This window comes from Undibacterium sp. Ji49W, from assembly GCF_049340205.1.
Lineage (GTDB): Bacteria > Pseudomonadota > Gammaproteobacteria > Burkholderiales > Burkholderiaceae_D > Undibacterium.
Window position 1 is genome coordinate 287,600 of the sequence record NZ_JBMPOW010000006.1, and the last position, 18,816, is coordinate 306,415.

Genomic DNA, 18,816 nt, shown 5'->3' on the forward strand with positions numbered 1-18,816 from the left:
ATATGGAACAGGTATGAAAATCTTCCCTTTGATTGGCTGCACCCTGGCATTGATGCTTGGCACCCAGGCTGAGGCGGCACCAGTGAGTAACTTGAGCAGCGGGCGTTGCGAGCGCACAGTTACTGCCGATGTGGTCGCCATTGACCAGGCCATGATGATTAACCGTCTCGGGACGTCGCAACCAGCGGGCATGGTGTATGCATTGAGAGGCGATGTAGTTGCCATCAATGGCGGTTCAGCAGGGCCGGGCAATGCGCAATTGCGGCCCGGCAAACGCCCGCGCCCCATGGTCTTGCGGGCAAATGTCGGCGACTGTCTGGTGGTTAATTTCCAGAACTGGCTCAGGCTACCCAATGCCAACCCCGACCAGCCGGTTACGCGAAATGCGTCAGTTCACGTGGCTGGCATGGATTTGGTGCAATCCATCGCCGATGATGGCAGCTTTGTTGGCAATAATCCTGTATCTTCTGCTGGCAATAATAGCGGCATCATCGCGCCAGGCAAAGCAATCAGCTATCGCCTGTTTGCGGCAGAGGAAGGTAGTTTCTTGCTGTACAGCATGGCAGGGCAGGAACAACTGACATATGGTTTGTTCGGTTCAGTCAATGTGCAGCCGCGCGGGTCAGAATGGTATCGCAGCCAGGTCACACAGGCTGAAATGCAACAGGCATCGATTGCAGGAACAACGGCTTACCCGGTGATTAATTATGATGCGCTCGTGTCTGGCAGCAGTAAGCCCGTGTTGAAAATGCTGGATGCAAGAAATAATATTGTCCATAGCGATCTGACGGCCATCATCACCGGACCCAACCACGGCCCCTTCACCGTTAGTGGCACACGCAATCCTTCTTACCCCAATCCAGAATCACCGTACCGTGAAGTGACGGTGATGTACCACGAGTCGTTCACGCTGGTGCAGGCATTTCCGCAAATGAATAACGCCAACGATCCGCTGAACGGAGTCTTGAATGGTGCCAGTGATGCGTTTTCCATCAATTATGGATCGGCAGGTATTTCTGCCGAAATTCTCGCTAACCGGCTCAAGGTCGGACCAACTGCTGATTGCCCTGAATGCAAGTTTGAAGAGTTTTTCCTCAGTTCCTGGGCCGGTGGTGACCCTGCCATGGTGGTCGATAATCCAGCCAACCTGACATGTTCCCCCAAACCTTGCACCCCGCCAAAAGCCAGCGTGGCCTTGTATCCGGATGATCCATCCAATGTGTATCACACTTACCAGGGCGACCGTGCCCGGTTCCGTGTCTTGCATGCGGGGCAGGGTATCTTCCACGTGCATCATCATCATGCGCATCAGTGGCTGTATACGCCTGATAGCGACACCAGCAGTTATCTCGACAGCCAGACCATAGGCCCAGGTTCATCCTACACCATGGATCTGGTGTACGAGGGTAGTGGCAACCGCAATCTGACGCCAGGTGACTCTATCTTCCATTGCCATTTTTATCCTCATTTTGCCAGTGGCATGTGGGCCTTGTTCCGCGTGCATGATGTGCTTGAGTTAGGTACGCCCCTTGGTACTGATGGCAAGCCAAGACCGGGTTCACGGGCGCTGCCTGATGGTGAAATTGTGGCTGGCACACCTATCCCTGGTGTAGTGCCCTTGCCAACTCGCGCCATGGCACCGTTGCCAGCGGCAGTGCATATCGACAAGGGGCAAGCCAAAGTTACTGGTGCAGGCAACCCCGGTTATCCATTTTTTGTACCGGGCATCGCCGGGCACCGGGCGCCACACCCGCCGAATGATTTTGCGGTGGAAAATGGTGTGGCCCTGAATGGCGGCTTGCCACGCCACTTGATTGCCGGTGGCACGATTTCTGTCGATAAGTATACGCCGACTGACTTCACCAAGGAAATGAGTAGCATCAAGGCCATAGAATTGCCAGAGCAGGGCACCGCGACAGAACAGGCGGCGATGAGCATGCATGAACAAAAGTCAGTTGCCACCAGATTGCCCGATGGCAGCCCCGCACAATTTGCCATGAATGGCTTGAAGCGTGCGCCTGGCGCCCCCTTTGCCAACCCCGCCAGAGGTGCAGTGGACACGCCACCGTTACGCATCTACAAGGGCGCCGCGATGCAGACTGATGTGGTACTCAACAAAAAGGGCTGGCATTTCCCGCAACAACGCATCCTTGCACTGTGGCAGGATGTCAAACCCATACTCAGCGGCGAAAAGCCACCAGAACCATTGTTTTTCCGCGCCAACAGCAACGACCTGGTTGAATACTGGCATGCCAATCTTGTGCCCAGTTATTACGAGCTTGATGATTTTGAGGTGCGTACACCTACCGATATCATAGGTCAGCATATCCATCTGGTTAAATTTGACGTACTTGCTTCTGATGGCGCAGCCAATGGCTTCAATTATGAAGATGGCACCTTCAGCCCGGATGAAGTGCGTAGTCGTATTGACGGCATCAACCGGGCAGGCGGTATAGCAGTGAATGGCAAGCAAGTAAAATTGAGCCCTAAAACCATACCTGCATTTGGCAATGGCCCAACACCAGGCAGCATGCAGTGGCTGGGCGCGCAGGCTACGGTGCAACGCTGGTGGGTTGATCCTGTACTGGACAAACAGCAAGCAGACCGTACCCTGCTGACAGTATTTACCCATGATCATTTTGGTCCATCGACACACCAGATGGTGGGGCTGTATGCAGGGCTGGTGGTAGAGCCGACAGGTTCAAGCTGGACCACGGCTGATGGCAAAACCAGGATGGGCACACGCAATGATGGTGGTCCTACAAGTTATGCCGCCAACATATTGCCACGCCAGGGCAAGGCATACCGTGAATTTGCTCTCGCCGTTGCCGATTCACAATTTGCCTATCTGCCAGGTAGCCGTACCAGTTTCGATTGTTATCCTGGGCAAGAGCCCAAATATAGTGGCTGCAAACCAAACGCGAAAGGCACTTATACAGGCTGGGCCGATCCGCTTAACGGTATCAACTGCAATGGTTGCCTGCCGGTGGCCATCAGCAATCCGGTGAACCCACCTATACCGCCCACTACTACACCCAGCATCATTGCCGGTTTTGGTGTCGGTGTGTCGGTACTCAATTATCGCAATGAGTCATTGGCATTGCGGGTTGCTTCACCTGCTGGAGCCACTAGTCCTACTAGCCCCACTGGCCCTGCTACCGATTCGGCTATGGCATTCAGCTCCATTCCACGCAATGATGCACAGTTGAATGTGCAGCCTGCGGGTGGGTCAGCCATCAATCCCAAATGCGTCAGAAGTGCTGGCAATCCTTGTTTCATCTTCCCTGTACAGGCCATCAGCGCACAAATGGGAAAAACCGATCCTTACACTCCGCTTTTGCATGTGTATGAGAATGACCCTGTGCAATTGCGCCTGATCGATGGTGCTCTGGTCGGCAACCACAATCTGACTGTCAATGGCAATAAATGGCTGTTCGAACCCTTTAACCCTGACTCGGGTTACCGTGGCAGCCAGACTATGGGCTTGTCTGAGCATTTCGAAGCATTGTTTACTGTCCCTCAAACTGGCAAAGCCCAGAACCTGGATTATCTGGTCAACCCCGGCAGTGCGTATGATGGTTTGCTTAGCGGCGCATGGAACCTGATGCGCAGCTATAACCAGCAAGTGTCCTGGCTGGCTCCCTTACCCGGCAACCAAAACATCCAACCCTTGCCGACCACCATGCCAAGGCTCAGCACGGATTGCAGCTTGCGTCAGCCCTGCCTGCGTCAGTTCAAGGTATCTGCGACCACGATACAACAATTGCTGGGCCCAAATGGCACACTGCTGTACAACAGCCGTGGGGCTAATCTTGGGAACGCACAATTTTCCACGCAAAGCCTGAGCGACCCGAATGCCATCATCTACGTGCAAGACCAGGATCTGAACCCGAATGGCACACTGAAAGCCGGCCTCAAGCCAGAGCCACTGACCTTGCGGGCGGCCGCTGGCGACGTGATCCAACTGCAATTGAGCAATCGTGTCAATGCCAAGGCGTTAGTGTTTACCACGGGCGAATCAGCAGCGCGCCCCACCAATGGTTTTACCGATGCCTATGCCAACATCAAACTGCTGCCATCAAGCCAGGCTGGTTTGCATCCGCAATTGCTGGCGATGGATATCAGTCACAGTGATGGCATGAATGTAGGTAATAACCCAGTGCAGACTGTGGCGGCCTGCAACCCAGCACCTTGTACTGGCACACCGCCTTCCGTTACCTATACCTGGTATGCCGGTAACCTGAAAAATGAAAACGGAGTCACCAGGGCTACCCCTATAGAATTTGGTGCCCTGAACCTGACGCCTGCCGATATGCTGATGCAGTCTTACCACGGCTTGTTTGGCGGCATGATCATAGAGCCGCTGGGTTCACAATGGCAAGACGATACAGGTACCCATGTTTCTGCCACTGTGGTGCCAGCCAATGGCAAGCCTTTCCGCGATTTTGCGGTGTTCATGCAAACCGACATCGCCATGCAGTTAGGGGGAAATTCACTGTACGGCGCGGGTATGCCATTGATGGCAGTCAACTATCGTACCGAACCTTTCTTCTACAGGTTTGGCGCACTACTTAATCCAGGCTTCAAGCAAAACAATTTACCCATCCCTGACTGGAGCAACCTGCAGGCCGCTGACCTGAACAATATCGGCGCCCATATCAATGGTGTGCTGCCAAGCACCAATACCACGGCCGAAGTATCAAATACACTCATAGGCAGAGACCCGCAAACACCGGTTTTCAGCGCCAATGCGGGTACGCCGGTACGCTTCCGCCTGCTTGGCCCGCCGGGTAATGCAGATGCGCTCAATGTCTTCGAGCTGACCGGGCATCAATGGCAATTCGTCCCTTATATCAACCAGTCAAGCAAGATAGGCAGCAACCCGGCGTCACCAGCGACTGGCACTACTTCGGGATATGGGACATCATCACACTTTGATGTCGTCGTTGATAAAGCCGGTGGCAACTTCGCCGTGCCAGGCGACTATTTATACCGTAGTTGGCCCAATGCACAGTATTCGACGGGTGGCTGGGGTGTGCTGCGGGTTAACCGTATTGCGCAGCGCGAGCAGGCCGATTTTTCGGATACCGTCGTTATAGATGAGGTCCTGGCCAATGGTGACAAGCTGGAACTGGCAGGCCGTGTTACTGCCCGCCCTGGCAATGTGCAATGGTCATTCGCTGAATTTGTGACTATCGTGACCGACGGCAAAGAGATCGCGACAGTCAAGGTTGATCAAAGCGGACGCTGGCAATACAGTGCTACTGCACAGATGCCCCAGATCCTGGAGGTGCGTTCAAACTTTGGTGGGCTCGCACAACATCAGCCAGTTGACTTAATTAAAACCGCAGGGCTAATGCAAAATGCATTTGTAGAACCAGCAGTACCAAACACATCCGCGCCAGCAAAGCGGATAGTGCCTGAACAACTGAGCAGACGAAGGACACGCTAATGGTATGTGCAAACCAAAAGACTGTTTCCAATGTCGGCTTGCGCTGCTTGCAGCGACTGTCGGGGTTCGTGTTTGGGGCGGTTTTTTTGATTGCTGGAGTAGAGGTTAAGGCAGCTTCAACCTCAGCCACAGTCTCAGCCTCCGTAGCAGAGACAGCAACGCCCAGACAGGCTATCGCCAGGGCGGCTACCCAGTCTGGGCAAATCATCAAAGATGGTGTGGCTCTGCAACTAGACGTTTCGCAATCAATGCAAGAAGGTGAAGAAGCACGCTTCACCTTGAGCTTGCGTGATGCGGCAAGTTCTAATCCCATCCGCAATGCACGACCAATAGCCTGGGTCGACGGGCAAACCAAGGTGGACGAAAACAGCGAACAGGCTTGCCGTCGCAAGGTCGCCACCTTCATCGGTGGTGATTTGCTGCATGCGCCAGCACTAAGCCTGAATGCCTATTATGTGCTGGCAATGAATGAAGATAATTCCATCTCCGTCATCAATCCGCAAACCGGTTTTGGTGGCTCAAAACTGTTGACCATGGTGATGCTGCATGGGGTAGGGCAGGATTGGTTGCTGACACCGGAGCAAAACTTGTGGGTCAGTCAGCCGCAAGTAGATGAAGTGGCACTGGTGGATACTCGCCTCTGGCAAGTCAGAACTCATGTGTCCGTTCCTGGTCATCCGGGACAGATTGCCTTGCGCCCCGGCGCGCAACAAATATGGGTATTAACTGACGAAGGCGTCACAGTGCTGGCCGCATCAAATGGTCAACTGCTGGCGACTATCAAAACCGGGCAGGGGCGCCACACCATCGCCTTCAGTGATGACGGCAAAAGCGCATTTGTCAGCAACGCTGCTAACAACAGCGTCAGCCTGATTGACGCGAACAATCTCAGGAAAACCGCTGACCTTGCTGGCGGCATTCATCCCGTGGCCATGGCATGGTCATCCAAAGCACAATTACTATATGTTGCCCACGAAGGTGATGGTCGGATTATTGCCTTTGATGTCGCAGGAAAACAGGCAGCAAGCATCAAGACCTTGCCGGGTATCTCCACCATCCGTTTCGCGCCCGATGGGCGCTATGGTTTTATTCTCAACCCACAAAAAAACCAGCTTGATTTGCTGGACGCAGCCACCAACCAGATCGTACGAGGTGCTGACATTACGCATGGGCCGGATCAGGTCACATTTTCTGAGCGGCTGGCTTACATACGGCGGCGTCATAGTGAAATCGTGCAACTGGTGCCACTGGATGCGATAGCGCATGCCATACAAACCGGGCAACCACTGGCACTGGCATCCGTCAGCAATGGACAAAAAGCGTTCGACAAGGGGAGCAACACCCGCAGCCTGGCAGACACCACGGTAATGGTACCCAACGGCGCAGCCGCCTTGCTGGCAAATCCCGCTGACCGCACCATCTATTACTACCAGGAAGGCATGAGTGCACCTGCTGGCAGCTTTCGCAACTACGGTCACGAACCACGCGCCGTGCTAGTGATGGACCATAGCCTGCAAGAGCGGCAGCCCGGCCAGTACCAGGCCAGCGCCCGCTTGCCAAAGGCTGGCAATTACCAACTGGTGTTTTACCTCGACTCTCCCAAGATGCTGCACTGTTTTCCTGTTACTGTGCAAGTTGATCCGGCCAAACCATTGCCAGCCAGCTACGCTGTGACACTGACTGGCACCGCGCCTGCTCTGATCAAGGGGATTAACCAGAATCTGCAATTCGCTATTCGCGATGCCGTCAGTGGACAAATCATGTCTGGAGTCTCTGATTTACAAGTCTTACTTTTTAACACGACAAACAACCAGCAACTTCAACTGGATGCGCATGAACAAAAAAACGGTGACTATGGCATTACGTTTACGCCGCCCGGGAGTGGGCATTATTACGTCTATTTTCAGGCAACATCGCTGGGCATGAGCTGGAATCAGACAGCGCAACTGGTGTTGACTGTGAAATAGTTTCTTCCAAAATCGGGGTGAATATGAAGCAAATGATGAAAGACCTCCCAGCATGATAAACCAAGCATTGAGATTCATAGCATGTTGCAGCCTTTGGCTGCTGCTGTCGTTTGCATCATCATCTGCGCAGGCAGCAATGCGTGCCATACTTGACGCCCAACTGATCAATCAGGATGGCAAGAATGTATCCTTCTATCGTGATCTTGTGCAGGGCAAGACTGCCGTGGTGAATTTCATCTTTACGTCCTGCACCATGATTTGCCCCACCCAAACGGCGACCCTGCGCCAGGTTCAGCGTGACCTGGGGACCCGGGTCGGACGCGACGTGGTTTTCATTTCAGTCAGCATTGACCCCAGCACCGATCAACCTGCGCGCCTGAAAGCTTTTGCGCAACAGTTTGAAGTCGGCCCTGGCTGGCAGTTTTTGACGGGGAACAAAACAGTGATCGACAAGTTATTACGGTCCCTGAATGCCGGCGTTGGCGACAAAAGCAATCACAGCGGCCTGGTCCTGGTCATCAATGAAAAAAAGAACGCCTGGCAGCAATTGGCCAGCCTGCCTGATGCAAAACTCATCTTGAACACCGTTGAACAAGTGGCCGGACCTGACCCTGCTTTGCAGTCAGCTAATGGGCGATATTTTCCCAATGTCGCGCTACAGACGCAAGATGGAAAAACCGTGCATTTTTTTGATGACGTCATGAAAGACAAAGTGGTGCTGATCAATTTCATTTTTACCTCTTGTCCTGGCATCTGTTCACCCATGACCGCCAATTTGGCCAAGGTACAGCCCTTGCTGGATTCTCGCGTTCAAATGGTCAGCATTACCGTCGATCCTGAAACCGATACACCAAAAGTGCTGAAAGAATTTGCCAGCAAGTTTCAGGTGCGCCCGGGCTGGCTGTTCCTGACTGGCAGTGCAGAAAATATTGCCGCAGTTGCCCAAAAACTGGGCGGGAGTGGCGTAGACAAAGACGCTCATAGCGCCGTTTTATTGGCGGGCAATTTACAAACCGGCGACTGGAAAAAACTGCATGCAACCGCCAAACCGGAAGATATAGCCGTCGCTGTAGGGAAACTGCTGCCAGCACGATGACTAGTACGATAATTAACACGATAGCGGCAAAACTCTGGATTGTTTTTTTTAGCAGCGTATGTTGGCTGCCATTTTTGCTGTGTGCAGACCTTGCCACAGCCGCCGATGATGCAGCCTGGCAACGCGGGCAAGCTTTATACCGCAACGGCTGGAATGGGCAAGCAGCTTGCATACGCTGCCACGGTAGTCGTGGAGAAGGGCGTGAAGAAGGGGGCTTGCGCGCACCCGCCCTGGCTGGCAAATCAGACCCGCTACAGGTACAACGCGCCATGCTTGAGGGCATTGGCAGCAATGGGCAGGTCCTGCATCCGCTCATGCCGCGTTATCAAGTTGATGCAGCAAGCCTTGATGACTTGCTTGCCTATCTGAAGGTAATCGATCAGGACACACCTGGCCTGAGTGAATCGGTGCTGCGCATTGGCGTCGTGTTACCACCCACTGCCTACGGTGCAGCCATACAGGCAGGTTTGAACAAAGCATTTGATCAAATCGTGTATGGACGCCGCTTGCAACTAATCGTTAATTCGTCGCCGGCTGAGGTATTGGTCGAAATCGCCAATCTGCAACAGGATGACGGGCAGGCCACCAACAACGAAGCCCTTAACCTGCCGGTCATCGGTCCTTTGCCGGTTCCAGGAGTAGTCAATTTTTCCGATATCGTGTCACCAAACAGGTTTCACCTATTACCCTCTGCACGCGAGCAAGCCCGCGCTTTGCTCACCCAGGTCGCACTTGATTCAGCCGACAAAAAAACAAATCGACACTTGGTGCTGGTATATGATGCAGGCCATAACCCTGGCTTACAGTTGTTGCTGCCCGAACTGCGGGAACAGGCGCGTTTGCTTCATCAAACCCTGCGCGAGCAAGTCTGGCCAGTCAAAAAACACATGCCCGGCGAAGCGGTGATTTTTCTTGGTAGTGCCACCAATTTGCCTGCTTTACTTGAAGCAAGTGGGAAGGATCTGGTATATGCCAATGCCATTCACGTCGGCCCGGCCAGTCTGCAACTGGCACCGGCACAAGCAGGACGGTTACGCCTGCTTTTACCATGGCACACAATAAGTACATCGTTTGATCTGGCTACGGCTTACAGCGATGCCGCCTATGCATCGGGGGCGATCCTGGTTGAAGCACTCAAACGCTGTGGTCGCCAGCTTGGTCGCGCTGAACTCTTGCAGCAGTTGGACAAACTCAGGGAGTTTCCGGTTCCGGATTTTGGGAAAATCGACTTTCACCCCGGTCAGCATCACGGTGGTCACGGGGGGCAAATAATTGGAGTGAATCCATATAACGGGTTATTTACCGTGCTGCGTACCTGGCAAGAAACGGTCACACAACGTTAAGGTGCAATCGAACTTTTTTATCTTCATCAAATTCAGATAAAAATGCTCCTTGTGATTTGCCTATTCAAGACTTGAGCGGTAATATTGTTTATCAAACAAATTAAATGCAATCAAATGGAAATTATATATAAAAATACATATTGGCAAATCGTTGGTGATTCATTAGGTGAAATGTGGCGTAACAAATTTATCCGGACTATGAATTTAGTGATAATTGCTTACTGTGCTTATGCTATGTCGAATGCATTTAATTTGGAAAATTTTAATTTTTATTTGTATATACTATTCGTTCTAGGCATCACTATATCTAGTGTAATTATCAACACCGTAATAACGATGTTGATTACATTGCAAACTATTATTAGCCGCGGCAGCGAACGAGAACTTGGACCGCATCATGTTCGCTTAACTGAAGAAGGTGTTGTACAAGAAACCAGCGTCAATATGTCAATGACAAAATGGGTTGGCATTAACCGTGTAATTTCAAACAATCGCTTTATAAGGATTTATTTCGGCTCAAGAAGCTCATATCTAATTCCTCGATCCGCATTCCCGACGATGCAAGAGTCGGATAAATTTTTAGAGATGGCAAAACAATATTTTCAACGTAGAGCAGGGTAATACTCCTTAGTTGTCAATTTTTTGTCAGGACATCTGAGACAGCAAGGCAGTGACCTGCGTCGTCATTTCACCAACTCAGCCAGTCATTTTTTCCTCAGGACGCAAGGTCAAAACCCGCACGCCGTTTCGGGTCACGGCTACGGTGTGCTCGAATTGTGCGGACAATTGACCATCGCGCGTAACGACCGTCCAGCCATCGTCTTCTGTTTCAACCGCACGCCGCCCCTGGTTAATCATGGGCTCGATGGTGAACACCATTCCTTCTTCCAGCAGCAGACCCGTTTTCGGTTTGCCCCAATGCAGCACTTGGGGCGGTTCATGCATTTCACGTCCTATGCCATGCCCGCAATATTCCTTCACGACCGTATAGCCATTTTTTCGGGCGTGTCGCTCAATGGCATGCCCGACATCGCCAAGTCTGGCGCCAGGACGCACGGCCTTGATTCCCTTCCACATCGCTTCGTAGGTCACCTGCACCAACCGTTTGGCCAGAGCAGGCACTTCTCCGACCAGATATGTTTTGCTGGAATCAGCGATGTAGCCATTTTTCTCTAGCGTGATGTCGAAATTAACGATGTCACCGTTTTGCAATATCTCAGCAGGTGACGGTACACCGTGGCAAACTACGCTATTGCGGGAAGAGTTCAGTGCGTAGGCATATCCATACTGCCCTTTGCTGGCGGGGCGTGCCTTGAGTTCATTCACGATCATGCTATCGACCAGGTCGTTGACCTGCATGGTCGACATACCGATCAGACTCAGCTTATCCAAATAGCCAAACACATCCGCCAGCAATTTGCCTGACTCTGCCATCAATGCAATTTCTTCTGGTCGCTTGGTCATGTCTAAGCCACCCTGACCGCTTGCGCCACAATGCCAGCGTCTCGCAGCTCCTTGGCAACAATCTCATTGAAGCTCTGCGTCGGATTCATTTCGCACAACATGCCGACCTTGATCCAGAACGCCGCTTGCCCGTTAATTGAGCGACACGACACCACGCTCGCTTTGCGCAATTGATCGTGCAAGTCATCGTCAATATTCACTATACCCATACTACATACTCCATATATAAAACATATGCGAATTATATACTCACATACAAATGTGACGCAAGTCGTCTTTATTCAGGCCATGCGATCTCAGAAAATGGGAACAGCGGCCGGCCGTAAAGTTAGTCAGATAGCCAATAAGACCTTTGCTGGCTTGGCTACGGTCAACTTCCTATGCTGTAAGGCTGAAACAACGGATAATAGTGGCTAACTCATTTTGAGCACTATTTTGGAACTCTGTTATGGAAATTAAGGTCAATTTTCTCGATAAGCTTCGTCTTGAAGCCAAGTTCGATGATTTTACGGTGGTTGCCGATCAGCCTATCCGTTATAAAGGCGATGGCTCGGCACCAGGCCCTTTTGATTATTTTCTGGCTTCGTCGGCCTTGTGCGCGGCTTATTTTGTGAAGTTGTACTGTAATACTCGTAATATCCCTACTGAAAACATCCGGCTGTCGCAGAATAATATTGTTGATCCAGAAAACCGTTACCAGCAAATTTTCAAGATCCAGGTCGAATTGCCGGCCGATATTTCTGCCAAAGACCGCGAAGGTATTTTGCGCTCCATCGACCGCTGCACAGTAAAAAAAGTAGTGCAGGCCGGGCCGGAATTTGTGATTGAAGAGGTAGAGAATCTGGATGCCGATGCGCAAGCCTTGCTGACGCTAAATCCTAATGCGGATGCGGCCACCTATATCCTGGGCAAGGATCTGCCATTAGAGCAAACCATCGCCAATATGTCCGGCTTGCTGGCAGGCCTGGGCATCAAGATTGAAATTGCTTCGTGGCGTAATATTATTCCAAATGTCTGGTCGCTGCATATACGCGACGCGCATTCGCCCATGTGTTTTACGAACGGGAAGGGCGCAACCAAAGAAAGTGCCCTGGCGTCGGCATTGGGTGAGTATATCGAGCGACTGAGTTGCAACCATTTTTATGCGGGTTCATTCTGGGGCGAAGACATCGCCAACGCGTCGTTTGTACATTACCCCAACGAACGCTGGTTCAAGCCTGGCAAAAAAGACGCCTTGCCGAAGGGCATTCTCGATGAATACTGTCTGGACATTTACAACCCAGATGGCGAGTTGCGTGGATCGCATCTGGTCGACACCAATTCTGGCAATGCAGAACGCGGCATCTGTTCGCTGCCCTATGTTCGTCAGTCTGATGGCGAATTGGTATATTTCCCATCCAACCTGATAGAAAACCTGTTCGCCAGCAATGGCATGAGTGCCGGCAATACACTGGCCGAAGCGCAGGTGCAATGTCTGTCTGAAATTTTCGAGAGGGCGGTCAAACGCGAAATTCTGGAAGGTGAAATCGCCTTGCCTGATGTGCCGCAAGAAGTGCTGGCGAAGTATCCTGGCATCCTGGCCGGCATTCAGGGCCTGGAAGAGCAGGGGTTTCCTGTACTGGTGAAAGATGCGTCACTGGGTGGCAAGTACCCAGTGATGTGTGTCACCTTAATGAACCCACGCACGGGCGGAGTGTTTGCATCCTTCGGCGCACACCCCAGCCTTGAAGTAGCACTTGAACGTAGTCTGACGGAGTTGCTACAGGGCCGCAGCTTTGAAGGCCTCAACGATTTACCGCAGCCGACCTTTGTCAGCAATGCCGTGACTGAGCCCAATAACTTTGTTGAACACTTTATTGATTCCAGCGGTGTAGTGTCATGGCGCTTTTTCAGTGCTAAAGCAGATTTCGATTTTGTTGAGTGGGACTTTTCTGGCCAAGGCGAAAACTCCAATGCCGATGAAGCCGCAACCTTGTTTGGCATACTCAAAGATACGGGTAAAGAAGTTTACATGGCGGTGTATGACCAATTGGGTGCCACCGCCTGCCGGATTCTGGTGCCAGGTTATTCAGAAGTGTATCCGGTCGAAGATTTAATCTGGGATAACACCAACAAAGCCTTGTTGTTCCGTGCCGATATTTTGAATTTGCATAACCTGGACGATGAGCAACTGGAAGACTTGCTCGACAGGCTGGAGAATAATGAACTGGATGATTACAGTGACATCGCCACCCTGATCGGTATTGAATTTGATGAAAACACGGTCTGGGGTCAGCTTACTGTGGTGGAGTTAAAGTTGCTGATCAACCTCGCCTTGCAGCAATTTGAAGAAGCCAAAGAGATGGTAGAAATCTTCCTGCAATACAACGACAACACCGTCGATCGCGGCCTGTTTTATCAGGCCCTGAATGTAGTGCTCGAAGTGCAGTTGGACGATGACCTGGAACTGGATGATTACCTGGTAAACTTCCGCCGCATGTTTGGCAACCCCAGAATGGATGCAGTACTGGGCTCAGTGGACGGCAGCGTTCGCTTCTACGGTTTAACACCAACGAGCATGAAACTGGAAGGCCTAGACAGACATCAACGCCTGATCGACAGCTATAAAAAACTGCACATTGCGCGGGCCAATGTGGCTGGGACATCCAGCTAGGGTTACCTGGTTGGGCTAAAAAGATCGAGATGATAGACGAGCCAGTACACTGTGAATACATACTGATGCGGCCATTCAACCAACCCAAGAACTGCGCGACCATCGTATCCAAAAGCATTTTGGAACGCGGCGTACCCATCCTCATTGTCTGCCACGACGCTGACGACCATGGGTGGCAGTTTCTGGATGGTCTCACCGAAGATGTAAACGATCTGGCCCTTATCGGTCTTGGACACATCCTGGAAATCGACCCGGCAATGGCGGAACTTGCCAATCTCGAGCCGGGGTATCAGGCATCCCGCCAAGCGACAACGTCAGCGTGGGTTATCGAACAGATTCTAGCCGAATCTGAAAGCGAAACCCCAGACATGGAATAACCGCACATCACCATAGGGCAGTTATTTGCCTCTGGCCCATTGCCGTTGACCCAGTTAGGGCTGTGGTAGAGCGCTCACGGTACAATGTGGTCGCTCATCGTGTAACTAATACGGGCATCGTCGGACCAGATCTTGTCACCTAATTTCAGCAGATTAGGTTGCGCTGTCGATTGCACCAGGAGGCGATCGCTGTCCTCTATCGTCACCGTATCGTAGGGACCCGTAGGAGCGTCGATCTTCGTGACTTCCAGCTTGTCGCACACACTGACACCAAACATGCTTGCTGTCGCGAGCATGGCTCGGAACTTTAACCCCTCTGCCTTTGCCATCTCCATTTGTGCGGCGCAGGCCAGCCTCAGGTCGCCCATTCGCCTGACTCCATCCGGCAGTCCTGGCGAACGTACTTGTACGTTCGGATGATTCATTTCGCCTTTGCGAAAATTTCGGTTCACGACCACCATTGCGTCACCTTCTGCTGCGTCAGCATCAGGTAACAACGCAAATCTGGTATTGGATACCATCGGCAAGACGATGTGCTTGTCAGCACTCACGATTTCGACCTGGTTGTTGGCCTGTGCTGCGTCAACTTTCGGCAGGCTGAACGTCAGCGTCGCACCTGGAGCTTGCGTGGCTGCGCGCTTCTCAAACAAATCCTGGGCCGTTTGCAGCAATTGGTAACGCCAAGTCATCGGCTTTCCAGCAGGTTCGCTATCGGCTGCGTGAACACTGGTCGTTACGGCCAGGAGGATCAAAAAGAAACGTATGCGCATTTAATTTACCTTAATCGTTTGGATGTTGAACAATAACACTTCGGGTATCTGGATTGACAGACCCGAGCGACGAACTGCCGAAACAGGGGAGTGAACTGCTTGCCAGGTGGTTTTGCATGGACGACTACTACAAAGCCAAGTTTTTGCCCGACCTCACACACTTCGCCCTGAAAATTGCACTGGCCTATGTCTACCTGGTGGACGTACTACCGTTTCTGTTCGGCTATCTCACTGAACGCGGTGGCAGCGAAGTGAAAAGCGTCGATGACACGATGTCCGGCTGGTTTTTCTGCTTGATGTGCTATCCAGGGGTAATCGTACTTTTCATGCAATTTGACACGGTTAGACTACGTCAAACTCTGTTTGAACATCACCCTTGGGCCAAGCAATATCTCTTGCTATGAAAGATAACGACACTGCTTCAAATCGCGAGTTATTTGGATAATTAAGAGCGCAAACAAACTAAGTTACATCAGTTGAATATTCTATTTCCCTAGCTTAACTTTGACTATATGACTGAAAATTACTTATCCCGCGCAAAAAAACGTTGCTTAAAATTATTTTCAAATAGATCACTTTTAAATCAATAAAAACAATAAAATTGGCGTTCTCAATCTTTATTACCCCTTTCAATACCATTATTTAGTTTCTTATTTAGTTTCTTATTTAGTCTCTTAATTCATTCGAAATAAGTGAGATTGCTCATGAGTTCAGCAATGCCTATGCAGGATGCACAAATTGAAGCTCCAAAGAATAATGCTTCACAGGGCGTACAACTTACCGTGGGCAACGGGAGCCAGTTGGACGGTAAATTAAGGAATGGTCTCAGCGACAACCGGGCCCAGGCCATATCTCAGCGCCGCCTTTCGGAAATTGCCAACAACAGTAACCATGCCAAGAAATTGCAGGCCTACCAGTTGATGGCACAAACCAGTGAGCGGACCCTGCAACTTGATGCTGCTCGCACAATGATGGATGCGCATGTGCTTCGACGCAACTCATCAGAAACCGATAGTGCCAAAGGCGTTGCACAGACCATCTCCAAAACCAATAACACGGGTCTTTCGGATAGTCTCAAATCGAGTATTGAAAACTTGTCCGGCCTCAGCATGAATCATGTAAAGGTTCATTACAATTCCTCAAAGCCAGCGCAACTCAATGCCCATGCCTACGCACAAGGCAGCGAGATTCATGTTGCACCGGGTCAGGAACAGCATGTGCCGCATGAAGCCTGGCATGTGGTACAGCAGGCGCAGGGGCGGGTTGCGCCGACCATGCAGATGAAGGGCGGTGTGCCGGTCAATGACAACGTCGCTTTGGAGCGTGAGGCTGATATCATGGGGGCAAAGGCGTTCGCGTCAGATGCTGCTATACCCGTTCTGTCGACAAAACGCGAGGATCGACACCTCGCTGCTGGCAATGGCACGGCTCAGCTCGCTCTTGCCACTTACGATAACATTCTAGACGAAGGCGCGAAACCGCGATGGACGCACCTTCATACAAGGCCAGCAGATAAAAATGGAACGATAAAGGGACGAGGTGCCCGTGCAGAAAAGTCCGAGGAGGACTGGGAAACCAAGGTAACGTGGGGACCGACCAGCCGTGACGATGGCACGTTGATGGTGGCAAATCCACTAGGGCCGGACCATGGGCTTGGAAGCCCCCCTGCATCTGATGGCAATTGGAGCGTCAAACGCCGCAAACAGCAAGAACGTGCCGGCGGAAAGGAATATAAAGCCGGACATCTTCTCAACGCAAAACTTGGCGGAATGGGTAACGATGCCCGCAATCTTGCGGCGATTCCTGCCGAGGCCAACAGTAACCACGCGGCGAAAGTCGAAAACAAAATCGAAAAACTCGTCAACAAACACCACGCATGGGTCGATTACAAAGTGGAGACGAAGCAGGATCAGGACCTTCAAACGCTAGGAAAGCCTCACTACACCTCTGCACTGATATGCGAATGGCACCAGCTTGACAAGGGCAAAAACCAAGTCAGCGACTCCGAAGGGAAGGTGGAAATCAAAATTCCGCCGCCATCGGATGTAGCCAATGATAAGAAGTCAACATTTACTTCCTCGGGGAAAGGCCTCGAAAAAAAAACGCGGGAAGAGAACACGGAATGGACAAAAGTGTCTAGAAAACAATTGGTTCTCAAAGACACAGAGACGCTCAGCGCACAGAAACTTGTGATGGGGCCGATCAACAGGCTTCTCGACGAGATGAAAGTCAGTGTAAGCATTCTGGATGTCGAAAACAAAGAACTCAGCAATAATTATTTTGCAATCGTCGAAGCGACGGAAATAGATTCCGACGAGCAAAAGGCCTACGAAGAAATTGCGTCGGCAAACGAAAATATGGGGGAACTCAAGTTGAGCGGCGAGTTAAAATGGTACGAGCCGCCTGAGGCACTCAAAACCGCGTTAATAACTGCGCAAAAAAAACGCACGGAGCGCTATGAAAAAATCGAAAGTGCAGTGGAGACCCTGTACAAGCAACTACATACGGATGAGCACGCAGTAGATCTCTTTAAGGTGGCAAAAAAAGCGCAAAAAAAAGAAGAATCATCGCGTAAAGATACTGAACAGCTGTGTTCAAATTTAATCTTTCTGGCGACCCATCTCCGGTCTGAATTGGAGAAATCGAGCGAAGTCAGTTATTCCCATATCGGGCCGTTGCTGAAATATACAAAGCAAGAAAACATCAAACAGGAGCTGCCGCTCGACGAGCGGCTCAAAAAATTAAGTAAAGTTGAACCATTCGACCATTCTGGCTTTCACTCTATCCGGGAAGAAGTCGGATCCCTATCGCCCATGCGGCAGCATAATTTCCGCATAATAATGGAAAATAAATCTTCGGATAACAAGGAAGCTAGTGAAAACAAAGACAAGAAGTGGTTGGAAAAAGTACTCGAAGAGGAATACTTGGACTCTCTCAAGACTGGGGAAGGTAAAAGACACATTGAGGAGACTTTAGAAACAATTCATATCGTCAAGAAACAGAAGGGAACTGCTTCCGATCAAAAACTTATTGAATATCTAAATGACGTAATAGATATCAAGGAGGTAAAGAGTAAATTGACCAAACTTGCCTCTGAATTCAAGGAAGAAGTCAAACACGCGCGCGCTTATCTCGAATTGAAAAAATGGGACTTAGAATCCAGTGTAATACCCGCGATCGAGAAGCAATATAAAGAAAAACCTATTGAGATGGAGGAATTTTTCCAGGCGTTGATCAACTGAAAATTTTCACTCCCGGCTAATGTCGTCGGCAAGCCGGAAAGTCCGCCAGCCAGATTGTGCAGGGCACACCGATCCATGGCTTACATCATATATATGTATATTGACTTATATTTCTATTATTGTATTACTATATTAATAGTCATTTGACAGCTGAGCTAAGGAAGGATGAGTATGGAAAATGCTCTTACACAGTTATTGCATGAACCGGCATCGACAATTTCGCCACTTGCATTGGTAATCCTCCCAGAAATTAATCGCATTTAAAAGTAGAATTTTCTTAATAGAGATTTTGAGGAAGTTTTACATGAAGACATCGAGATTCAGTGATAGCCAGATTATCGCCATATTGAAACAGGCAGAAGCAGGCTCACCAGTGCCGGAACTATGCCGTGAACATGGTATCAGTGGAGCCACATTCTATAAGTGGAGGTCCAAATTTGGCGGTATGGATG

13 protein-coding genes are annotated in these 18,816 nt (G+C 50.8%); 10 read left to right on the forward strand and 3 right to left on the reverse strand.

The features are described from left to right. Nucleotides 1–13: 13 nt before the first annotated feature. The 5 genes from ACO0LK_RS09940 (at nt 14) to ACO0LK_RS09960 (ending at nt 10,479) form a co-directional block, all read left to right on the forward strand. The gene (locus ACO0LK_RS09940) at nt 14–5,452 is read left to right on the forward strand and encodes a hypothetical protein (protein ID WP_422974550.1); all 5,439 of its coding nucleotides are present in this window, start codon (nt 14–16) and stop codon (nt 5,450–5,452) included. A 248-nt stretch (nt 5,453–5,700) separates the two neighbouring features. After that, nucleotides 5,701–7,419, forward strand: coding sequence for a YncE family protein (locus ACO0LK_RS09945; protein ID WP_422974552.1), 1,719 nt, complete (start codon nt 5,701–5,703; stop codon nt 7,417–7,419). Nucleotides 7,420–7,555: 136 nt separating this feature from the next. Continuing rightward, the gene (locus ACO0LK_RS09950; protein ID WP_422974553.1) at nt 7,556–8,515 is read left to right on the forward strand and encodes an SCO family protein; all 960 of its coding nucleotides are present in this window, start codon (nt 7,556–7,558) and stop codon (nt 8,513–8,515) included. Then, nucleotides 8,512–9,858 (forward strand): c-type cytochrome, encoded by a 1,347-nt coding sequence (locus ACO0LK_RS09955; RefSeq protein WP_422974555.1) that lies wholly within the window; start codon nt 8,512–8,514, stop codon nt 9,856–9,858. The genes ACO0LK_RS09950 and ACO0LK_RS09955 overlap by 4 nt, the downstream gene beginning before the upstream one ends. An 84-nt stretch (nt 9,859–9,942) precedes the next feature. Beyond that, nucleotides 9,943–10,479, forward strand: a complete 537-nt coding sequence (locus tag ACO0LK_RS09960) for a YcxB family protein (protein ID WP_422974557.1) — start codon at nt 9,943–9,945, stop codon at nt 10,477–10,479. A 75-nt stretch (nt 10,480–10,554) separates the two neighbouring features. Here the strand turns inward: ACO0LK_RS09960 and map are convergent, their stop codons facing one another. Together map and ACO0LK_RS09970 are read right to left on the reverse strand one after the other, a co-directional pair. Next, a complete protein-coding gene (gene map / locus ACO0LK_RS09965) occupies nt 10,555–11,322 on the reverse strand; it encodes a type I methionyl aminopeptidase (protein ID WP_422974559.1) in 768 nt (255 codons plus the stop codon). A 2-nt stretch (nt 11,323–11,324) separates the two neighbouring features. Beyond that, complete coding sequence (locus ACO0LK_RS09970) at nt 11,325–11,531, reverse strand: ParD-like family protein (RefSeq protein ID WP_422974561.1); 207 nt, start codon at nt 11,529–11,531, stop codon at nt 11,325–11,327. 239 nt (nt 11,532–11,770) lie between these two features. On the opposite strand from ACO0LK_RS09970, the gene ACO0LK_RS09975 reads away from it, so the two are divergent. Both ACO0LK_RS09975 and ACO0LK_RS09980 read left to right on the forward strand, forming a co-directional pair. Then, nucleotides 11,771–13,975, forward strand: a complete 2,205-nt coding sequence (locus ACO0LK_RS09975; RefSeq protein ID WP_422974563.1) for an OsmC domain/YcaO domain-containing protein — start codon at nt 11,771–11,773, stop codon at nt 13,973–13,975. Between the two features lie 65 nt (nt 13,976–14,040). Beyond that, complete coding sequence (locus ACO0LK_RS09980) at nt 14,041–14,352, forward strand: hypothetical protein (protein ID WP_422974565.1); 312 nt, start codon at nt 14,041–14,043, stop codon at nt 14,350–14,352. Nucleotides 14,353–14,426: 74 nt separating this feature from the next. Here the strand turns inward: ACO0LK_RS09980 and ACO0LK_RS09985 are convergent, their stop codons facing one another. Then, nucleotides 14,427–15,122 (reverse strand): hypothetical protein, encoded by a 696-nt coding sequence (locus tag ACO0LK_RS09985; protein ID WP_422974567.1) that lies wholly within the window; start codon nt 15,120–15,122, stop codon nt 14,427–14,429. Between the two features lie 116 nt (nt 15,123–15,238). Between ACO0LK_RS09985 and ACO0LK_RS09990 the strand changes: the two genes are divergently transcribed. The 3 genes from ACO0LK_RS09990 to ACO0LK_RS10000 form a co-directional block, all read left to right on the forward strand. Next, nucleotides 15,239–15,526, forward strand: a complete 288-nt coding sequence (locus tag ACO0LK_RS09990) for a hypothetical protein (RefSeq protein WP_422974569.1) — start codon at nt 15,239–15,241, stop codon at nt 15,524–15,526. A 300-nt stretch (nt 15,527–15,826) separates the two neighbouring features. Further along, a complete protein-coding gene (locus tag ACO0LK_RS09995; RefSeq protein ID WP_422974571.1) occupies nt 15,827–18,364 on the forward strand; it encodes an eCIS core domain-containing protein in 2,538 nt (845 codons plus the stop codon). Nucleotides 18,365–18,668: 304 nt separating this feature from the next. After that, nucleotides 18,669–18,816, forward strand: a 148-nt coding sequence (locus tag ACO0LK_RS10000; RefSeq protein ID WP_422974593.1) for a transposase, incomplete at its 3' end; no start/stop codon positions are given.